Source organism: Rhizobium sp. BK212, assembly GCF_014197475.1.
Taxonomy (GTDB): domain Bacteria; phylum Pseudomonadota; class Alphaproteobacteria; order Rhizobiales; family Rhizobiaceae; genus Rhizobium; species Rhizobium anhuiense.
In genome coordinates this window covers 241305-256971 of record NZ_JACIFS010000004.1, presented here as the reverse complement: position 1 = coordinate 256971, position 15667 = coordinate 241305, and the positions used below count along the sequence as shown (strand labels likewise).

General features: G+C 61.6%; 18 protein-coding genes. 12 read left to right on the top strand and 6 right to left on the bottom strand.

Annotated elements, in window-relative coordinates:
• Positions 1–133 precede the first annotated feature (133 nt).
• Positions 134–1120 (bottom strand): sugar ABC transporter substrate-binding protein, encoded by a 987-nt coding sequence (locus tag FHT79_RS15935; protein WP_183903650.1) that lies wholly within the window; start codon positions 1118–1120, stop codon positions 134–136.
• A gap of 333 nt (positions 1121–1453) precedes the next feature.
• Between FHT79_RS15935 and FHT79_RS15930 the strand changes: the two genes are divergently transcribed.
• Positions 1454–2464, top strand: a complete 1011-nt coding sequence (locus FHT79_RS15930; RefSeq protein ID WP_183903648.1) for a LacI family DNA-binding transcriptional regulator — start codon at positions 1454–1456, stop codon at positions 2462–2464.
• A 28-nt stretch (positions 2465–2492) separates the two neighbouring features.
• Here FHT79_RS15930 and FHT79_RS15925 read toward each other — a convergent pair whose 3' ends face one another.
• The 4 genes from FHT79_RS15925 to FHT79_RS15910 form a co-directional block, all read right to left on the bottom strand.
• Positions 2493–2996, bottom strand: a complete 504-nt coding sequence (locus tag FHT79_RS15925) for a cupin domain-containing protein (RefSeq protein WP_028757730.1) — start codon at positions 2994–2996, stop codon at positions 2493–2495.
• Positions 2997–3113: 117 nt separating this feature from the next.
• Positions 3114–3482, bottom strand: coding sequence for a YraN family protein (locus FHT79_RS15920; RefSeq protein ID WP_028758388.1), 369 nt, complete (start codon positions 3480–3482; stop codon positions 3114–3116).
• A complete protein-coding gene (gene rsmI, locus FHT79_RS15915; RefSeq protein ID WP_028757666.1) occupies positions 3472–4389 on the bottom strand; it encodes a 16S rRNA (cytidine(1402)-2'-O)-methyltransferase in 918 nt (305 codons plus the stop codon). The genes FHT79_RS15920 and rsmI overlap by 11 nt, the downstream gene beginning before the upstream one ends.
• Entirely contained in the window at positions 4386–4544 is a 159-nt protein-coding gene (locus FHT79_RS15910) for a hypothetical protein (RefSeq protein WP_176707359.1), read from the bottom strand. Before FHT79_RS15910 ends, rsmI begins: the two co-directional genes overlap by 4 nt.
• 93 nt (positions 4545–4637) lie before the next feature.
• Between FHT79_RS15910 and dnaN the strand changes: the two genes are divergently transcribed.
• The 7 genes from dnaN to FHT79_RS15875 all read left to right on the top strand — a co-directional run bounded on the left by dnaN (position 4638) and on the right by FHT79_RS15875 (position 10125).
• A complete protein-coding gene (dnaN, locus tag FHT79_RS15905) occupies positions 4638–5756 on the top strand; it encodes a DNA polymerase III subunit beta (RefSeq protein ID WP_028757665.1) in 1119 nt (372 codons plus the stop codon).
• A gap of 54 nt (positions 5757–5810) precedes the next feature.
• Positions 5811–6722 carry a DUF72 domain-containing protein gene (locus FHT79_RS15900; RefSeq protein WP_028758386.1) on the top strand — a complete coding sequence of 304 codons (912 nt, stop codon included), beginning with the start codon at positions 5811–5813 and terminating at the stop codon, positions 6720–6722.
• A gap of 96 nt (positions 6723–6818) precedes the next feature.
• Positions 6819–7418 (top strand): phospholipid N-methyltransferase PmtA, encoded by a 600-nt coding sequence (pmtA, locus tag FHT79_RS15895; RefSeq protein WP_028758385.1) that lies wholly within the window; start codon positions 6819–6821, stop codon positions 7416–7418.
• Between the two features lies 1 nt (position 7419).
• A complete protein-coding gene (locus FHT79_RS15890; RefSeq protein ID WP_183903646.1) occupies positions 7420–8001 on the top strand; it encodes a histidine phosphatase family protein in 582 nt (193 codons plus the stop codon).
• 6 nt (positions 8002–8007) lie between these two features.
• Positions 8008–8715, top strand: coding sequence for an orotidine-5'-phosphate decarboxylase (pyrF, locus tag FHT79_RS15885; protein WP_028758383.1), 708 nt, complete (start codon positions 8008–8010; stop codon positions 8713–8715).
• Positions 8716–8743: 28 nt separating this feature from the next.
• Positions 8744–9031 carry a DUF1330 domain-containing protein gene (locus FHT79_RS15880; protein WP_028758382.1) on the top strand — a complete coding sequence of 96 codons (288 nt, stop codon included), beginning with the start codon at positions 8744–8746 and terminating at the stop codon, positions 9029–9031.
• A 113-nt stretch (positions 9032–9144) separates the two neighbouring features.
• Positions 9145–10125 (top strand): complex I NDUFA9 subunit family protein, encoded by a 981-nt coding sequence (locus FHT79_RS15875; RefSeq protein WP_028758381.1) that lies wholly within the window; start codon positions 9145–9147, stop codon positions 10123–10125.
• 675 nt (positions 10126–10800) lie between these two features.
• On the opposite strand, the gene FHT79_RS15870 is transcribed toward FHT79_RS15875, so the two are convergent.
• Positions 10801–11598, bottom strand: a complete 798-nt coding sequence (locus tag FHT79_RS15870) for an undecaprenyl-diphosphate phosphatase (protein ID WP_028758379.1) — start codon at positions 11596–11598, stop codon at positions 10801–10803.
• A 230-nt stretch (positions 11599–11828) separates the two neighbouring features.
• On the opposite strand from FHT79_RS15870, the gene FHT79_RS15865 reads away from it, so the two are divergent.
• The 4 genes from FHT79_RS15865 to FHT79_RS15850 all read left to right on the top strand — a co-directional run bounded on the left by FHT79_RS15865 (position 11829) and on the right by FHT79_RS15850 (position 15601).
• The gene (locus FHT79_RS15865; RefSeq protein WP_028758378.1) at positions 11829–12521 is read left to right on the top strand and encodes a glutathione S-transferase family protein; all 693 of its coding nucleotides are present in this window, start codon (positions 11829–11831) and stop codon (positions 12519–12521) included.
• A gap of 12 nt (positions 12522–12533) precedes the next feature.
• Complete coding sequence (gene queG, locus FHT79_RS15860; protein WP_028758377.1) at positions 12534–13691, top strand: tRNA epoxyqueuosine(34) reductase QueG; 1158 nt, start codon at positions 12534–12536, stop codon at positions 13689–13691.
• Complete coding sequence (locus FHT79_RS15855) at positions 13691–14560, top strand: SDR family oxidoreductase (RefSeq protein WP_028758376.1); 870 nt, start codon at positions 13691–13693, stop codon at positions 14558–14560. Before queG ends, FHT79_RS15855 begins: the two co-directional genes overlap by 1 nt.
• A gap of 678 nt (positions 14561–15238) precedes the next feature.
• Positions 15239–15601 carry a septal ring lytic transglycosylase RlpA family protein gene (locus tag FHT79_RS15850; protein WP_028758939.1) on the top strand — a complete coding sequence of 121 codons (363 nt, stop codon included), beginning with the start codon at positions 15239–15241 and terminating at the stop codon, positions 15599–15601.
• Positions 15602–15667 lie beyond the last annotated feature (66 nt).

Below are 15667 nucleotides of genomic sequence, written 5' to 3'. Positions count from 1 at the left end.
CAAACCTCGGCGCAACGCGCATCGGAGAGGCTCGAAACGAGCCTCACCCGGAGCGATCAACGCGTCAATCGGTTGGTGGAAATGGCGTCGGCCGCAGCCGGCGCCACATTTGCTTTTGGGGCCGGCAATCCGACTATTTCAGATCGGCTGCAGTGACCAGCTTGACGTCGGTCTTGACCCAGCCGGTGAATTTTTCGCCGGCCAGTTCCCGCATGCCATAGTCGATGCCCATGACCGCCATCTGCGCACCATACTGCTCGACGGTGGCAAGCATCTTACCGTCCTTGATCAGCGGCTGAACCGGCGGGATGTTGTCGAAGCCGACAACCTTGATCTTGCCGGCCTGGCCGGCCGCATCGAGCGCCTTGACGACGCCGAGGGCCATGGAGTCGTTGGCGGCCATCACGCCCTGAATATCCTTATATTTCGTCAGGAAATTCGTCATGACGGTATTGGCTTCCTCGGTCTCCCAATGGGCCGCCTTGCTGTCGAGAAGCTCAAGCTTGCCCGACTTGACGGAATCCATGAAGCCTTCCTTGCGCTCCTTGGCATTGTCGGCCTCGGGATTGCCCTCGAGGATGACGACCTTGGCGCCCGGCCCCAGATCCTTGGCCAGTGCATCGCCGGCAAGCTTTGCCCCTTCCTGATTGTCAGGGCCGAAGAAAGCGAGATCGATCCCCGCCTTCTTCTTGGCATCGGCATCGAGCGGCACGTCGATGTTGATGACCTTGACGCCGGCCTTCACAGCCTTTGCCAGCGGAGTCGCCATCGCCTTGGAATCGGCGGGCGCCACGACGATGATATCGTATTTCTGGGTGACGAAGTTTTCGACGGCATCGACCTGCGAGGCGAAATCGCGCTCGTCCTTCATGCCGACGGCCTTGAAGTCGAACTTGTCCTTGTTCTCGGCCGCATATTTGTCGGCGCCGGCCTTCATCTGCTTGAAGAACTCATTGGACAAGGACTTCATGATCAGGCCGACCTTCGGCTTGCCGGCGGCAAAGGCGGGCGACACGCCGCAGGACAGCGCCAGCGCCAGGGCGCCGGCAAGTCCGACCTTCAATGCCGTACGGCGTGGCGCACTGATCAAGACGGATTCACGCTTCATAGAATGGGACATTTTTCTCCTCCCGAACGGTTCTGGGCTCAGCTCCATCTGAGTTGCCCGCGGCAATGAACCGTTTCCAACGCCATCTGGGTAACACGCTCCAAAAAATTGTCAAGCTGCCGAATTCGGGCCGAATGACCTCAAGGATAACCCCGCCGAAAACATCTAAAAGCGTGAACGATGAACCGTTTCCATTGCGCGTGGCGGTGCTCATGCTATGGATGATGGGCCGTCCCAATGAAATTCGGCCCTTTGACGAGAGCCGCAAAGACCATTAGCTGGAAGCCTCGATCAGACGCCCCGGGCGTGTTGTGAAGGCGAAGATGAAGGGCCACTGTTTCCGTTATGTCAAAGGTCGGAATTAGAGACGTTGCCAAGCTTGCGGGCGTTTCCACCGGGACCGTTTCCAGGGTTTTGAACGATCATCCCTCGGTGACGAAGGAATTGCGGGCGCGCGTTACCGGGATCATCAAAGAGCTCGGTTATATGCCGGACCCGTCGGCGCGAAGCATGCGCAGCAAGGTCAGCCGCCTCATCGGCATCATCATTCCGGATCTGACCAATCCGTTCTTCTCGGAACTTGTCCAGTCCGTGGAACAGGCAGCGGCCAATCACGGCTATAATATCATCGTCATGACATCGCTCGATCATGCGGCCAAGGAGGCTGATCGCATCAAGCAGCTGACAAGCCGAAAGGTCGACGGGATCATTCTGGTTCCGAGCATCGATTTCCATACGATCAAGCTGCCGAAGGGATTGCCGATCGTCGTCATCGACCGTCTGATGCCAGGATATTCCGGCATTGCCGCCGATCACCGCAATGGCGTTCGCCTTGGCGTCGAGCACCTTCTGCAGCTCGGCCATCGCCGCATCGGCTTCATTTCCGGGCCCAGCCACTCCGTCCCCGCCAATGATCGCCTCAGAGGCTACCTCGATGCGATCGAGCAGGCGGACGGCCGCTCGGCAATGGCGGGATCACCGCTGATTGCCGAGGCGGCTTTCGACTATGAGAGCGGCCGTTCGGCCGGAAATTATCTTCTGGCGCGGGCGCGCAACGAGCGGCCGACGGCGATCTTTGCAAGTTCGGACCAGCAGGCGATCGGCTGCATGCGGGCAGCACATGATCTGGGGATCCCGATACCGGCAGCCCTTTCCGTCATGGGCTTCGACGGCATCCCGCTCGCCAGCATGACCACGCCGCGCCTGACGACGGTGAAGCAGCCGATTCAGGACATGGCCGCAGCGGCGGTCGCCGTTCTGTTGAACAAGCAGACTGCGCCTGATCTCGACAATCCGATCCTGTTTGCGTGCGAGATTCTCAAGGGGGAAACGACCGCCCCGCCCCAGCCCGATTAGCGCCAACCTCGAAAATCGAAATCGATCTTCAGGCGGCGATGCCCTGGTTGCCGCCATTGCGCAGCATGTTGCGGAGGCGGTAGGCGATCGCCAAGGGCTTTGGGAAAGGCTTGCGCAGGAAGGCGACTTTGCGGACGTAGTTGTCGACCCGCCAGCTCGCCCAGGTTCCACCGGCGAAAAAGGCGACGTCGCCGGTGCTGAGGGTTCGTTCGGTGCCGTCCTCGGCGGTGATATGGACCTCGCCCTCGAGGATCATTACCGTCTCGTCCCAGCCGAAATACCAACGGAATTCGCCCGCCGTGCAATCCCAGATCGCCGTCAGCGACGCCTCGTCATGACCGCGGGAATGTTCGGCGGTGCGGGCCTGCGGGTTGCCGCTGACGATCCAGTCCGGGTTGATCGGCGTGGACTTCAGCGGCAGCAGGCCGCTCGCATGGGCAACGAAGGATTTCCCGGCCGGCTTCGCCACGGCATAAGGCACCGAGCGCGCGGCCATGGCGACCGCACTTGCAAGCATCAGCTTCCAGGCCATGAAACAATCCCCAATTGTTATCCCTACCGAGATTTGGGGTAGCAGAGAGTCGTAAGAAGCTGGTTCACGCGGGAACTAAAAGTTTAACGATCCGGAAATCCGATGGGTCGAAAGAGGTCAGAAGGCGTCAATGAAGTGCCGCGGCAGCCGGCCCGGCATGATCGCCACGATATCGTAGCGCAGGGAAAGGCGGGCCTGATCCGCCTGGCGGGCGAGCCAGAGATCGCTTGCCGCCCTTATCCGCTTCTGCGCGGCGATGGAGACGGCGTCGACCGCCGCAGCTTCGCCCCGCCGGGCCTTGACCTCGACGAAGACGGCGAGATCGCCCTTGCGGGCAATGATGTCGATCTCGCCGAGCCGGGTGCGGTGGCGCAGCGCCAGGATGCGGTAACCCTTCAGCATCAGGAAGACGGCCGCGACATATTCAGACATGCGGCCCCGGCGCAGCGCCTTCCTCCTGATGGCAGTGAGGTCGCTATCGGCCATCGGCGTTCTTGATCTCCAGCAGGCGCTGATAGAGCACCTTGCGCGGCAGGCCGGTGAGGCGGGCCGCCTCGGTCGCGGCGCCTGCCGTCGGCATTGATTTCGACAGGTCGGCGAGCACGGCGTCGACGTCGGCCTCATCCGTCTCGACCGGCTCCGGCGGACCGATGACGAGAACGATCTCGCCCTTGACGTTTTCCACCTGCTGATAATGGGCGGCAAGGTCGGCAAGCGTGCCGCGGCGGAACTCCTCATAGGTCTTGGTCAGTTCGCGGCAGACGGAGGCGGATCGCGTGGCTCCGAGCACGTCTGCAGCGGCGAGAAGGGTAGCGCCGATGCGATGCGGCGATTCAAAGAAGATCAGCGTCGCGGGGGCTGTTGCAAGCTCACCCAGACGATCGCGGCGGGCCTTGTCCTTTGCCGGCAGGAAGCCGGCGAAAAGAAATGCATCGTTCGGCAGGCCGGAGCCGACAAGGGCTGCGAGCGGCGCGGAGGCGCCGGGAATGGGAATGACGCGGTAACCTGCCGCTATCGCCTGCTGCGCCAGTCGGTAACCGGGATCGGAAACCAGCGGCGTGCCGGCATCGGACACCAGCGCCACCGACCGGCCGGCTTCGAGCGCCTGCAGCAGCCGCGGGCCGGCCTCGTCGGCATTGTGCTCATGATAGGCGAAAGGGCGGTTCTGGATGCCGTAGCGGTCGAGCAGCACGCGGGTGACGCGCGTATCCTCGCAGGCGAGCACGTCGGCGCCGGCCAGCGTTTCCAGCGCACGCAGCGTGATGTCGCCGAGATTGCCGATCGGGGTGGCGACGAGATAGAGCGCCGGCTCCAGCGGCCGCGCTGGCACCGTCGCATTGTGCAGGCGGAAGCTTCGCCGGGTGGCGGCATCCGCTGTGGTTTCCTCATTCATGCCATTTGCTTTCGTCCCGCCGTCATCGAACCCTTATGGGCGAGCGGCACCGCTTCGGCAAGGGTTCGGATTTCTGTGAGCATTGCTCTGGAAAACCGCAAATGCAGGCGCCCGGCCGTGCATGCCTCTTGCAAAGCCATGCTGAAGTCTGCCATTTTGCCCGTCCACTCCCCCGGCCTCAAGTCGGGACAGCATTCTTCGGGTGCTCGATGCGCCCGGACAGTCACGGTCGAAAGCGGTAGCATCCCATGCGTATTACTATTGAGCGGTCAAACCTGTTGAAATCGCTGAACCACGTCCACCGCGTGGTCGAACGTCGCAACACGATCCCGATCCTGTCCAACGTATTGCTCAAGGCCGATGGCCAGAACCTCGACATGAAGGCGACCGACCTCGACCTCGAAATCACCGAGGCGACGCCGGCAAGCGTCGAGCAGCCCGGCGCCACCACCGTTCCGGCCCACCTTCTCTACGACATCGTCCGCAAGCTTCCCGACGGTTCGGAAGTGCTGCTTGCCACCAGCACCGATGGCGGCGCGATGACCGTGCAGTCCGGCCGCTCGAAATTCTCGTTGCAGTGCCTGCCGGAATCGGACTTCCCTGATCTCACCGCCGGCACCTTCACGCATAGCTTCAAGCTGAAGGCGGCCGACCTGAAGATGCTGATCGACCGCACCCAGTTCGCGATCTCGACGGAAGAGACGCGCTACTATCTCAACGGCATCTTCTTCCACACGATCGAGAGCAAGGGCGAGCTGAAACTTCGGGCGGTCGCCACCGACGGCCACCGGCTGGCGCGCGCCGATGTCGACGCGCCCTCCGGCTCCGAAGGCATGCCCGGCATCATCATTCCGCGCAAGACGGTCGGCGAATTGCAGAAGCTGGTCGACAATCCCGAGGCTGTCGTGACGGTCGAGGTCTCCGACGCCAAGATCCGGCTGACGATCGGCTCGATCGTCATGACCTCGAAACTGATCGACGGCACTTTCCCGGATTACCAGCGCGTCATCCCCACAGGCAACGACAAGGAAATGCGCGTCGATTGCACGAGCTTCGCCCAGGCCGTCGACCGCGTCTCCACCATCTCCTCCGAACGCGGCCGCGCCGTGAAGCTGGCGCTTTCCGAGGGCCAGTTGATGCTGACCGTCAACAATCCCGATTCCGGCAGTGCGACCGAGGAAGTCGCCGTCGGCTACGACACCGATGCGATGGAAATCGGTTTCAACGCCAAATACCTGCTCGACATCACCGCGCAGCTTTCCGGCGAAGAAGCGATCTTCCTGCTGGCCGATGCCGGCTCGCCGACGCTGATCCGCGACACGGCAGGCGACGATGCGCTCTACGTACTGATGCCGATGCGCGTCTGACCGGAACGAAGGCCGCTCGCCTCCGTTTTTCCTCCTGTCAAAGCGGAGGATGCCATGACGAAAAAGACGGGAACGGTGCGTATCGGCATATCCGGCTGGACCTATGCGCCCTGGCGCGGCCAATTCTACCCGGAAGACCTGCCGCAGAAGCAGGAGCTTTCCTACGCCGCCCGGCATTTCCGTTCGATCGAGATCAACGGCACGTTCTACAGCTTGCAGCGGCCTGAAAGCTTCGGCCGCTGGCGCGACGAAACGCCGGATGATTTCGTCTTTGCGGTCAAGGGACCGCGCTTCATCACCCATATGCTGCGGCTGCAGAATATCGAGACGGCGCTCGCCAATTTCCTCGCCTCGGGTCTGCTGCGGCTTGGCCCCAAGCTCGGGCCGATCCTCTGGCAATTCCCGCCGAACATGGCTTTCGATCCCGATCTTTTCGAAAATTTCCTGGCGTTGCTGCCGCCTAACGGCGAAGCGGCGGCAAACCTGGCCCGGCGGCACGACGGACACGTCAAGGGGCGAGCCTGGCTTGAAATCGACGGACGACAGCCGATCCGCCATGCCCTGGAGATTCGCCACGACAGCTTCCGATCACCCGCCTTCATCGACATGCTGAGGCGCCAACAGATCGCACTCGTCTGCGCCGATACGGTGCAATGGCCGCTGCTGATGGATATCACCGCCGATTTCATCTATTGCCGCCTGCATGGTTCCGAACAGCTCTACGTCAGCGGCTATGAGGACGAAGCCCTCGACATCTGGGCGCAACGCATCCGCGCCTGGGCAACCGGCGGAGAACCGGAGAATGCGACGCGGGTGCTGGCGCCGCTTGCGGCGCGCAGCAAGGGCCGCGACGTCTATCTCTATTTCGACAATACCGACAAGAAGCTGCGCGCGCCCGTCGACGCCGATCACCTAAGCCAGAGGCTCGCCGATCTCATGCCTCGCTCCCACCCAAAAGCGGCATGAGTTGTTGATGCCGATGTCCTTGTTGCGAAAATCCTTGTCCCTTCAGCGACAAGCGGCATATTAAGGGCATTCGATCAACATGCGGATGGGTGGAGAATGAGCTTACGGGTCAAGGTGAAGGAACGGCTGGGCAAGAAGTTCGATGACGAAATCCGCTTCTTCCGGGGCATGATGCAGGGGCCGAAAACGGTGGGCTCGATCGTGCCGACCTCCTCGATCACCGCCAAGCGCATGGCAAGCGTTGTCGACATCCATTCCGGGCTGCCGGTGCTCGAACTCGGACCGGGCACAGGCGCCATCACCAAGGCCATCCTCGGCCGCGGCGTCCGGCCGGAAAATCTCGTCGCAATCGAATATTCGACGGATTTCCACAAACATCTGCTGCGGACCTATCCCGGCGTGCACTTCATCAATGGCGATGCCTTCGATCTTCAGGCCACGCTCGGCGACTACGGCGACCGGACCTTCGATTGCGTCATCTCCTGCATTCCGCTGCTGAACTTCCCGATGGCGATGCGGGTGTCGCTGCTCGAAAGCCTGCTCGACCGCCTACCGGCCGGACGGCCGGTGGTGCAAATCTCCTACGGCGCGATCTCGCCGATCGCCGCCAATCCCGACCGCTATCACATTCAGCATTTCGACTTCGTCGTCCGCAACATTCCGCCGGCGCAGCTGTGGATCTACAAGCGAGGCTGAGATGTTCGGGATCTATGTCACCCATCCGCGGGTCAAGATCGACGCGAACGTGCCTGTGCCGAAATGGGGGCTTTCCGATGTCGGCGCCGAACGCACTCGTAAGGCTGCGTCGAGCGATTGGGCCAAGCGGCTGACCCGCATCATTTCCAGCGACGAGACGAAGGCGATCGAGACGGCTGAGATCCTGGCAGTCGCCTCCGGTCTAAGCATCGAGGTCGTGCCCGCCATGCACGAGAACGACCGCTCGGCCACCGGCTTCCTGCCGCCGCCGCAATTCGAAGAGGCGGCCGACTGGTTCTTCGCCCATCCGGAACAGAGCTTCAAGGGCTGGGAGCGCGCCGTCGATGCGCAGGCCCGCATCGTCGAGGCATTCGACGCCGTTCTTGCCACGCATGATGCGGCTGCACCCATCGCCTTTGTCGGCCATGGCGGCGTTGGCACGCTGCTCAAATGCCATCTGGCCGGCCGACCGATTTCGCGCGACCGCGACCAGCCGGGCGGCGGCGGCAATCTCTATGCTTTCGGCCTTGCGGATCTCGGCCTAACATGCGACTGGACGCCCATCGAAGACTGGCGGGGGTGACTTCACATGGACGCACGCGAGCGATTGATCGTCGGCCTGGATGTTCCAACGATCGGCGAGGCGGAAAGACTGGTTTCGACGCTCGGCGACGACATTCTCTTCTACAAGATCGGCTATCAGCTGGTCTTTGCCGGCGGCCTGGAATTCGCCCGCGATCTTGCCGCAAGCGGCAAGAAGATCTTCCTCGACATGAAGCTGCTCGACATCGACAACACGGTTGCCTCCGGCGTCGAGAACATCGCCAAGATGGGCATGTCGATGCTGACGCTGCATGCCTATCCGAAAGCGATGAGGGCGGCGGTCGAGGCGGCCGCCGGCTCCGGCCTCTGCCTGCTTGGCGTCACCGTGCTGACCTCGATGGACGCCGACGACCTTGCCGAGGCAGGCTACAGCCAAGATCCGCACAGCCTGGTGCTGCGCCGCGCCGAACAGGCGCGCGCAGCCGGCATGGGCGGTATCGTCTGTTCGGCGGCGGAAGCGGCCGAGGTGCGCGAGATCGTCGGCCCCGACATGGCGATCGTCACCCCCGGCATTCGCCCGGCCGGCAGCGACAAGGGCGACCAGAAGCGGGTGATGACGCCTTTCGACGCACTGAAGGCGGGGGCGACGCATCTCGTCGTCAGCCGGCCGATCGTCAAGGCGCCCGATCCGAAAGAGGCCGCCCGCGCCATCCTCAGCGAGATGGTGAGTGCGCTCTGGCCGGCAAACCGCTAATCGTTTCAACGACAAAAGGGAGAAGACCATGGCCAAGGGATACTGGATCGCCCGCGTCGACGTTCGCGATGCCGAGCGCTACAAGGATTATGTGGCGGCCGCCAAGCCGGCCTTCGAAAAATATGGGGCGAATTTCCTGGCACGGGGCGGCGCCTTCACCGAACTCGAGGGAAAGGCGCGCGTGCGCAACGTGGTGATCGAATTTCCCTCGCTGCAGCATGCGGTCGACTGCTATAATTCGCCGGAATACCAGATCGCCGCGAAAATCCGCCAGGAAGTGGCCGATGCGGAAATGGTCGTCGTCGAAGGCGTCTAGAGCAGCCTCGCATCCCGCAAAACTGACGGTACGATGGGCCTTCCCGTCGCGCCGGGATTGGGCTAAGAGGAGAGCCAATTAAGCATCCCGCCAAGCCTCTCGAGGAGCCTGCCATGACCCTTGCCAACCTGCCGCCGCTCGTCACCGTGTTCGGAGGGTCCGGCTTCGTGGGCAGGCACGTGGTCCGGGCGCTGGCCAAGCGCGGCTACAACATCCGCGTCGCCGTGCGCCGTCCCGATCTCGCCGGCTTCCTGCAGCCGCTCGGCAATGTCGGCCAGATCTCCTTCGTGCAGGCGAACCTGCGCTATCGCAACTCGATTGACCGCGCCGTCGACGGTGCGAGCCATGTCGTCAACTGCGTCGGCATTCTGCACGAGGCCGGCCGCAACACTTTCGACGCCGTGCAGGAATTCGGCGGCCGTGCGGTCGCCGAAGCTGCGCGCGGGGCAGGCGCGACGCTGACCCATATTTCGGCGATCGGCGCCGACGCGAAATCCGATTCGGACTATGGCCGCACCAAGGGCCGCGCCGAAACGGCCATCCTCTCGGTCAAGCCCGATGCAGTGATCTTCCGTCCGTCGATCGTCTTCGGACCGGAGGACAGCTTCTTCAACAAATTCGCCGAGATGGCGCGCATGTCGCCGATCCTGCCGCTGGTCGGCGGCGGCAAGACGAAATTCCAGCCTGTCTATGTCGAGGATGTCGCCGAGGCCGTCGCCCGCGCCGTCGACGGCAAGGTCGCCGGCGGCAAGATCTATGAGCTTGGCGGGCCCGAAGTGCTGAGCTTCCGCGAATGTCTCGAGACGATGCTGAAGGTGACGTGCCGCAAGAACCCACTGGTATCCCTGCCTTTCGGCATCGCTTCAATGATCGGCAGCATCGCCTCGCTGGTCCCCTTCGTGACGCCACCGATCACGCCGGATCAGGTGCGCATGCTGAAGCGCGACAATGTCGTCTCCGGGGAAGCCGAGGCGCAAGGCCGCACTCTGAAGGGCCTCGGTATTACGCCCACCATGGTGGCATCGGTGCTCGGCTCCTACCTCGTCCACTATCGCCCGCACGGCCAGTACACCGGCACCGGCAAGGCCGCCTGACCAATTTTACAGCCTTCTGACAACGCCGTTCGCAGACAATGCGGACGGCGTTTTGCCGTCGTGGCTTCACGCAAAGCTGGCGCAAGTTTGAAATGATTGTTTGCCGGTCATATTACGCGGCGTTGCATAAAAGACGCATCGGAAATTTTGTGGAATTAACGCCAAATTTAGCAGGAACGTTTATTGCTATTTGTCATTCCACTGACTACCAAACCCGCGCGTCTTCGGACGGTTTCAACGCCTGCGATAGCGTGCGGCAATCACTGTGAAAGGCATTTCTCGATGGGCAAGTCAATCGCGCTCCTTTTTGCGTGTGCGGCGCTAATTATCCTGGCAGGCTCCTTCGTTGCGCCCGGTTCGGTCGCGGCGGTAAAGGGTGACTGCTCGCCGGCCTATGGCGTCGATCCTTGCTCGACGGCTTCGATCAGCCATTGACGAAAAGGCCGGCCCTCTGCGCCGGCATCTCATAAAGACAAGCCGTCGGGAACGCCGAACAAGGGCGCTCCACAATGAACGCTCGGTATTGCCTGCTTCAAAAGCAGCGGCAGACGCCTATTCTCAATATAGCTATCTGAAAAATCGACGCTTGGCGGGGCGCGGGTATTCGTTCGCCACCTTCCGACAGGCACTGCATTCGCGCCGGGAGTTGCGCGAATGCAGACTCGTAAGGAAGCCTCAACCGATCAAGCCGGTCGCAGCCATGCCGAGCAGCAAGACACCGAGAATGATGCGGTAGACGGCAAACAGCGTGAACCGGTTGCTTCTGATATAGGCAAGCAGCCATTTGACCGCGACGAAGGCGACAATGGTGGAAACGACGAAGGCGATGCCGAGCGCCGTCCAGTCTTCGCCAGCCGCGCCGCCATCCTTGAACGTCTTCAGCAATTCATAGCCGCTTGCGGCATACATTGTGGGGATGCCGACGAGAAAGGCGAATTCGGTTGCCGCAGCACGATTGCCCGTGCCGGCCAGCATGGCGACGAAGATGGTGGCGCCGGAGCGCGACGTTCCCGGGAAGACGCCCGCAACGATCTGGGCGATGCCGACCAGGATGGCGACAAGCCAGGTGATCTCCTTGTGCGGTGGCCTGCGTGCGGCCGCCCATTCGGCAAAGATCATCCAGATACCGCCGATGATCAGCGCCCAGGCGATCGGCGTTGCAGTCTCGGGAAGTTCGAAGCCGAGCTTCTTGACCACAAGGCCGAGAATTGCGGTGATGAGAAATGCGACGATCAGCTTGGCGGCATAATCGCGATTCTGCGGCTCGCGCCAGCCGAGCACCAGATCCAGCAGACGACGCCAATAGATGATGGTGACGGCGAGGATGGCGCCCGCCTGAATGACGATATTGAACATGTCCGACCGGTGTCCGAGCCATTGCTCGGCGATGATCAGGTGGCCGGTGCTCGAGATCGGCAGAAATTCGGTGATCCCCTCTATGATACCGAGAATTGCAGCATTTATATAATCCATACATCGTCTCCGGTTTAAAGTTCGGCCGGGCCTGAGCGCTTGGGTCGATCAGGCTGCCGCTTCCATTCGTTCGTTAGACCGTGTTTCGCCATCGTCAGATGGGGTAAAATCCGATTCGCTTGTATTGGCGGGGCCAAGCTCCTATAGCTTCAACCAATGAGTCATGACTAGGGCGCTATAATTGAGCTGCCACACAGTCCTGTAACAGCAATCACAAAGCCCGAGTATCGATGCCCACGCTTTATCATCATCCCATGTCATCCGCATCTCGCTTCGTCCGGCTGATCCTGGCGGAATACGGCTATCAGGCGGATCTGATCGAGGAGCAGACATGGGAGAAGCGCCGGGATTTCCTGGCGCTCAATCCGGCCGGCACGCTGCCGGTCTATGTCGACGACAGCATGCGCGCGCTCTGCGGCGCGAGCGTCATTTCCGAATATCTGGACGAGACCCACGGCGTGTTGAAACGCGACCGGCGGCTGCTCGCCGAAGACCCTTTCCAGCGGGCGGAAATCCGCCGGCTGACCGAATGGTTCATGCAGAAGATGGAAAACGACGTGACCAAGCCGCTCGCCCGCGAGCGTGTCTACAAGTTGCAGATGACCGCCGATCAGGGCGGCGGAGCCCCGGATTCGAAGATTCTGCGCACGGCCCGCGCGAATATCCGCCAGCATATGCGTTATCTCACCTGGCTTGCCGGCTCGCGTCAGTGGCTGGCGGGCGAGCGGATGAGTTATGCCGATCTTGCCGCTGCGGCCTCGATCTCGATCCTCGACTATCTCGGCGAAATCGAGTGGGCGGACGCGCCCGTCGTCAAGGACTGGTACCAGCGGCTGAAGTCGCGTCCCTCTTTCCGGCCGATGCTGACCGAGCGCGTGCGCGGCCTGACACCGGTTTCACACTATGCCGATCTGGATTTCTGACGAGGGCTCTTCATGCCCGAACCGAAGAATGACGACAAAGAGCGCCGCCGCCGCGACAATTTGACCGAGTTCGTTCGGGCGGAATCTGCCGCCAAGGGCTTCGATCTTTGCCGCATCACGCGCCCGGGCGCGATCCCCGAAGCCAAGGAACGGCTCGGCCAGTTCATCGATGCCGGGCGCCACGGGACGATGGAGTGGATGGCGGAGACGCGCGACCGGCGCGGCGATCCGCGCACACTCTGGAGCGAGGTGCGCTCCGTCGTCGTCTTCGGCCTGAATTACGCTCCGGAGGAGGATCCGCGCGGCATTCTCGACAAGCCTGATAAGGCCGCGATCTCAGTCTATGCCCGCAACCGCGATTATCACGACGTCATCAAGGGCCGGCTGAAGGAGATCGCCACGCGCTTTGCGGCGCGCGCCGGCGCCGATGTGAAAGTCTTCGTCGATACGGCGCCTGTCATGGAGAAACCGCTGGCGGCGGCCGCCGGGCTCGGCTGGCAGGGCAAACATACCAATCTCGTCAGCCGCACGCACGGTTCCTGGCTGTTCCTCGGCACGATGTTCACAACTGCCGATCTTGCCGTCGACGCGGCGGAGAACGATCATTGCGGCTCCTGCCGCGCCTGCCTCGACATCTGTCCGACGGCTGCCTTCCCGGCGCCTTACCAGATCGACGCGCGGCGCTGCATCTCCTATCTCACCATCGAGCACAAGGGACCGATCGACGCCGATCTGCGCGTGCTGATCGGCAATCGCATCTATGGCTGCGACGACTGTCTTGCCGCCTGTCCCTGGAACAAGTTCGCAAGCTCCGCCTCCGAGATGAAGCTGCAGGCGCGGGAAGAGCTGAAGGAACCGTCGATCGCCTTTCTGCTGACGCTTGACGATGCCGCCTTCCGCACCTTCTTCAGCGGCTCGCCGGTGAAGCGGATCGGCCGCGACCGCTTCATCCGCAACGTGCTGATCGCCGCCGGCAATTCCGGCGAGACGGCGCTGATCGGGCAATGTCGCATGCTCGCGAGCGATCCCTCGCCTGTCGTGCGCGGCATGGCGGTCTGGGCGCTTTCACGGCTGATGGAGGCTGGCGAATTCTCAGCCTTTGCCGCACAAAGGGCTCACGAGAGCGATGACGACGTCTTGAACGAATGGCGATTGGCGGGAGTGGGCTGATGCATGTGATGATTTTTGGCTGCGGTTATTCCGGCACGGCGATCGCCAAGGCCTTATCAGGCGACGGCGTGCGTATTTCCGGCACGACGCGTTCGCCAGACAAGATGGACCTGCTCCGCCAGAACGGCATCGACGCATTCCTTTTCGACGGCGAGACCATGGAAGAAGGGCTGCGCCGGGCTTTGGCCGATGTCACGCACCTCGTGCAGTCGATCTCGCCCGGGCAGGCCGACCCGCTGCTGCGGCTGCTTGGCAAAGATGGCGCAAGCCTGCTGCCTCGTCTCAAATGGATCGGTTATCTCTCCACCGTCGGCGTCTATGGCGATCATAAGGGCGCCTGGGTGAACGAGGAAACGCCCTGCCTGCCCGTTTCCGGGCGCTCGAAGGAGCGGCTCGAGGCGGAAGAGGGCTGGCTGGCGATGGGCCGGGAGCGCGGTTTGCCGGCGGCCGTGCTGCGCCTTTCCGGCATTTATGGGCCGGGCCGCAACGCCTTCTGCAATCTGGAAAAGGGCACGGCGCGCCGGCTGATCAAGAAGGACCAGGTGTTCAACCGCATCCGCGTCGAAGATATCGGCGCGGCGACCCGCTTCCTGTCGGAGCGCGGGCTCGGCGGTATCTATAATGTCACCGACGACCGGCCCGCCCCGCCGCAAGACGTGATCGTCGAGGCAGCCCGCCTGATGGGTGTCGAACCGCCACCGGAGCAGGCTTTTGAGACCGCCGAACTATCACCGATGGCACGCTCCTTCTACGGCGAGAACAAACGCATCTCGAATGCGAAACTCAAGGCCACCCGCTTCCAATTCTCCTTCCCGAATTATCCCATGTCGCTTGCGCAATTGTGGCAGGACGGACGCTGGCGCGGCTAGAGCCTTTCCGGGTTAGATTGCAGCATTCTGTTGGCCCAAACGGAGTCGGATGGTCGACCGGCCGGCGCGCGTCGTAGCCCAGCTCTACGGCCAAGCCGGCCGGTCGATCAGCCGGCCCGTTTCAGCCAACCCGAAGGGCCGGGCATCTTTCCGCCAGGACAAAGGCGATCGGCTCGACCGTACCAAGAGGTATGCCCTTCGCCAATCGCCTCTGCCCTGACGAAAACCTGCTCCGGCAGAATGCTTCAATCTAATCCGGAAAGGCTCTAGATCAGGCTGCTGTTTGCAAACGGGGATTACTCACCCAAAATGAGTAGGAAATTCCTACTTTCGCGCTTTGGTGGGACAATTTTCGTCGCATACTATGGTTAACGGCCTTTGAATTTGCCCAAATGTGGCAACAAATATGGCGAAATCGGAAAAATATTTTTGCGCTTTTCGTGAACGCCAGGGCGTTAACTATTCCTTCGGAAAATTCGTTCGTATTTTAACTGATTTCATTATGTTTTTTCCACATTGACGATTGCCGTCGATTTCTAAAATTTTGCCGACGCGCTCACGAATGTTACAGATTGAAATATTCCGTGAACGAGGACGGCACTTTTTCGCCACTTTTTAACAGATTTAAGCCCCGCCGCCTGCAAGGGCGTGAGTTCAATAGTTGAGGGATACTCTGTTTTGAAGAAAATACGTCGTTCTATTATCGCCGCGGCAACTATTGCAGCCTGTTCTTCCATGCTTCCGGCGGAAGGTTTTGCTGGCAATGGTTGCGGCGGTGCTTCATGGTACGCACTTCGCTCCAAAACTGCTTCCGGGGAACGTATGAACCCTGCCATCTTGACTGCCGCACATCGTTCGCTTGCCTTCGGCACCAAGGTGAAAGTCACCAACCGCAACAATGGCCGTACCGTCGTCGTTCGCATCAACGATCGCGGTCCGTTCATCCGCGGCCGCGTGCTCGATCTGTCGCGGGCCGCCGCCCAGAATATCGGCATGGTGAGCTCCGGCACTGCGAAAGTCTGCTACCAGGTCATCAGCTGAGCCCAACCCTTGCTCTTGCCGTCAATCGCGGCTACCACGCGGTTGAGACTTGTGAACAATCCGCCC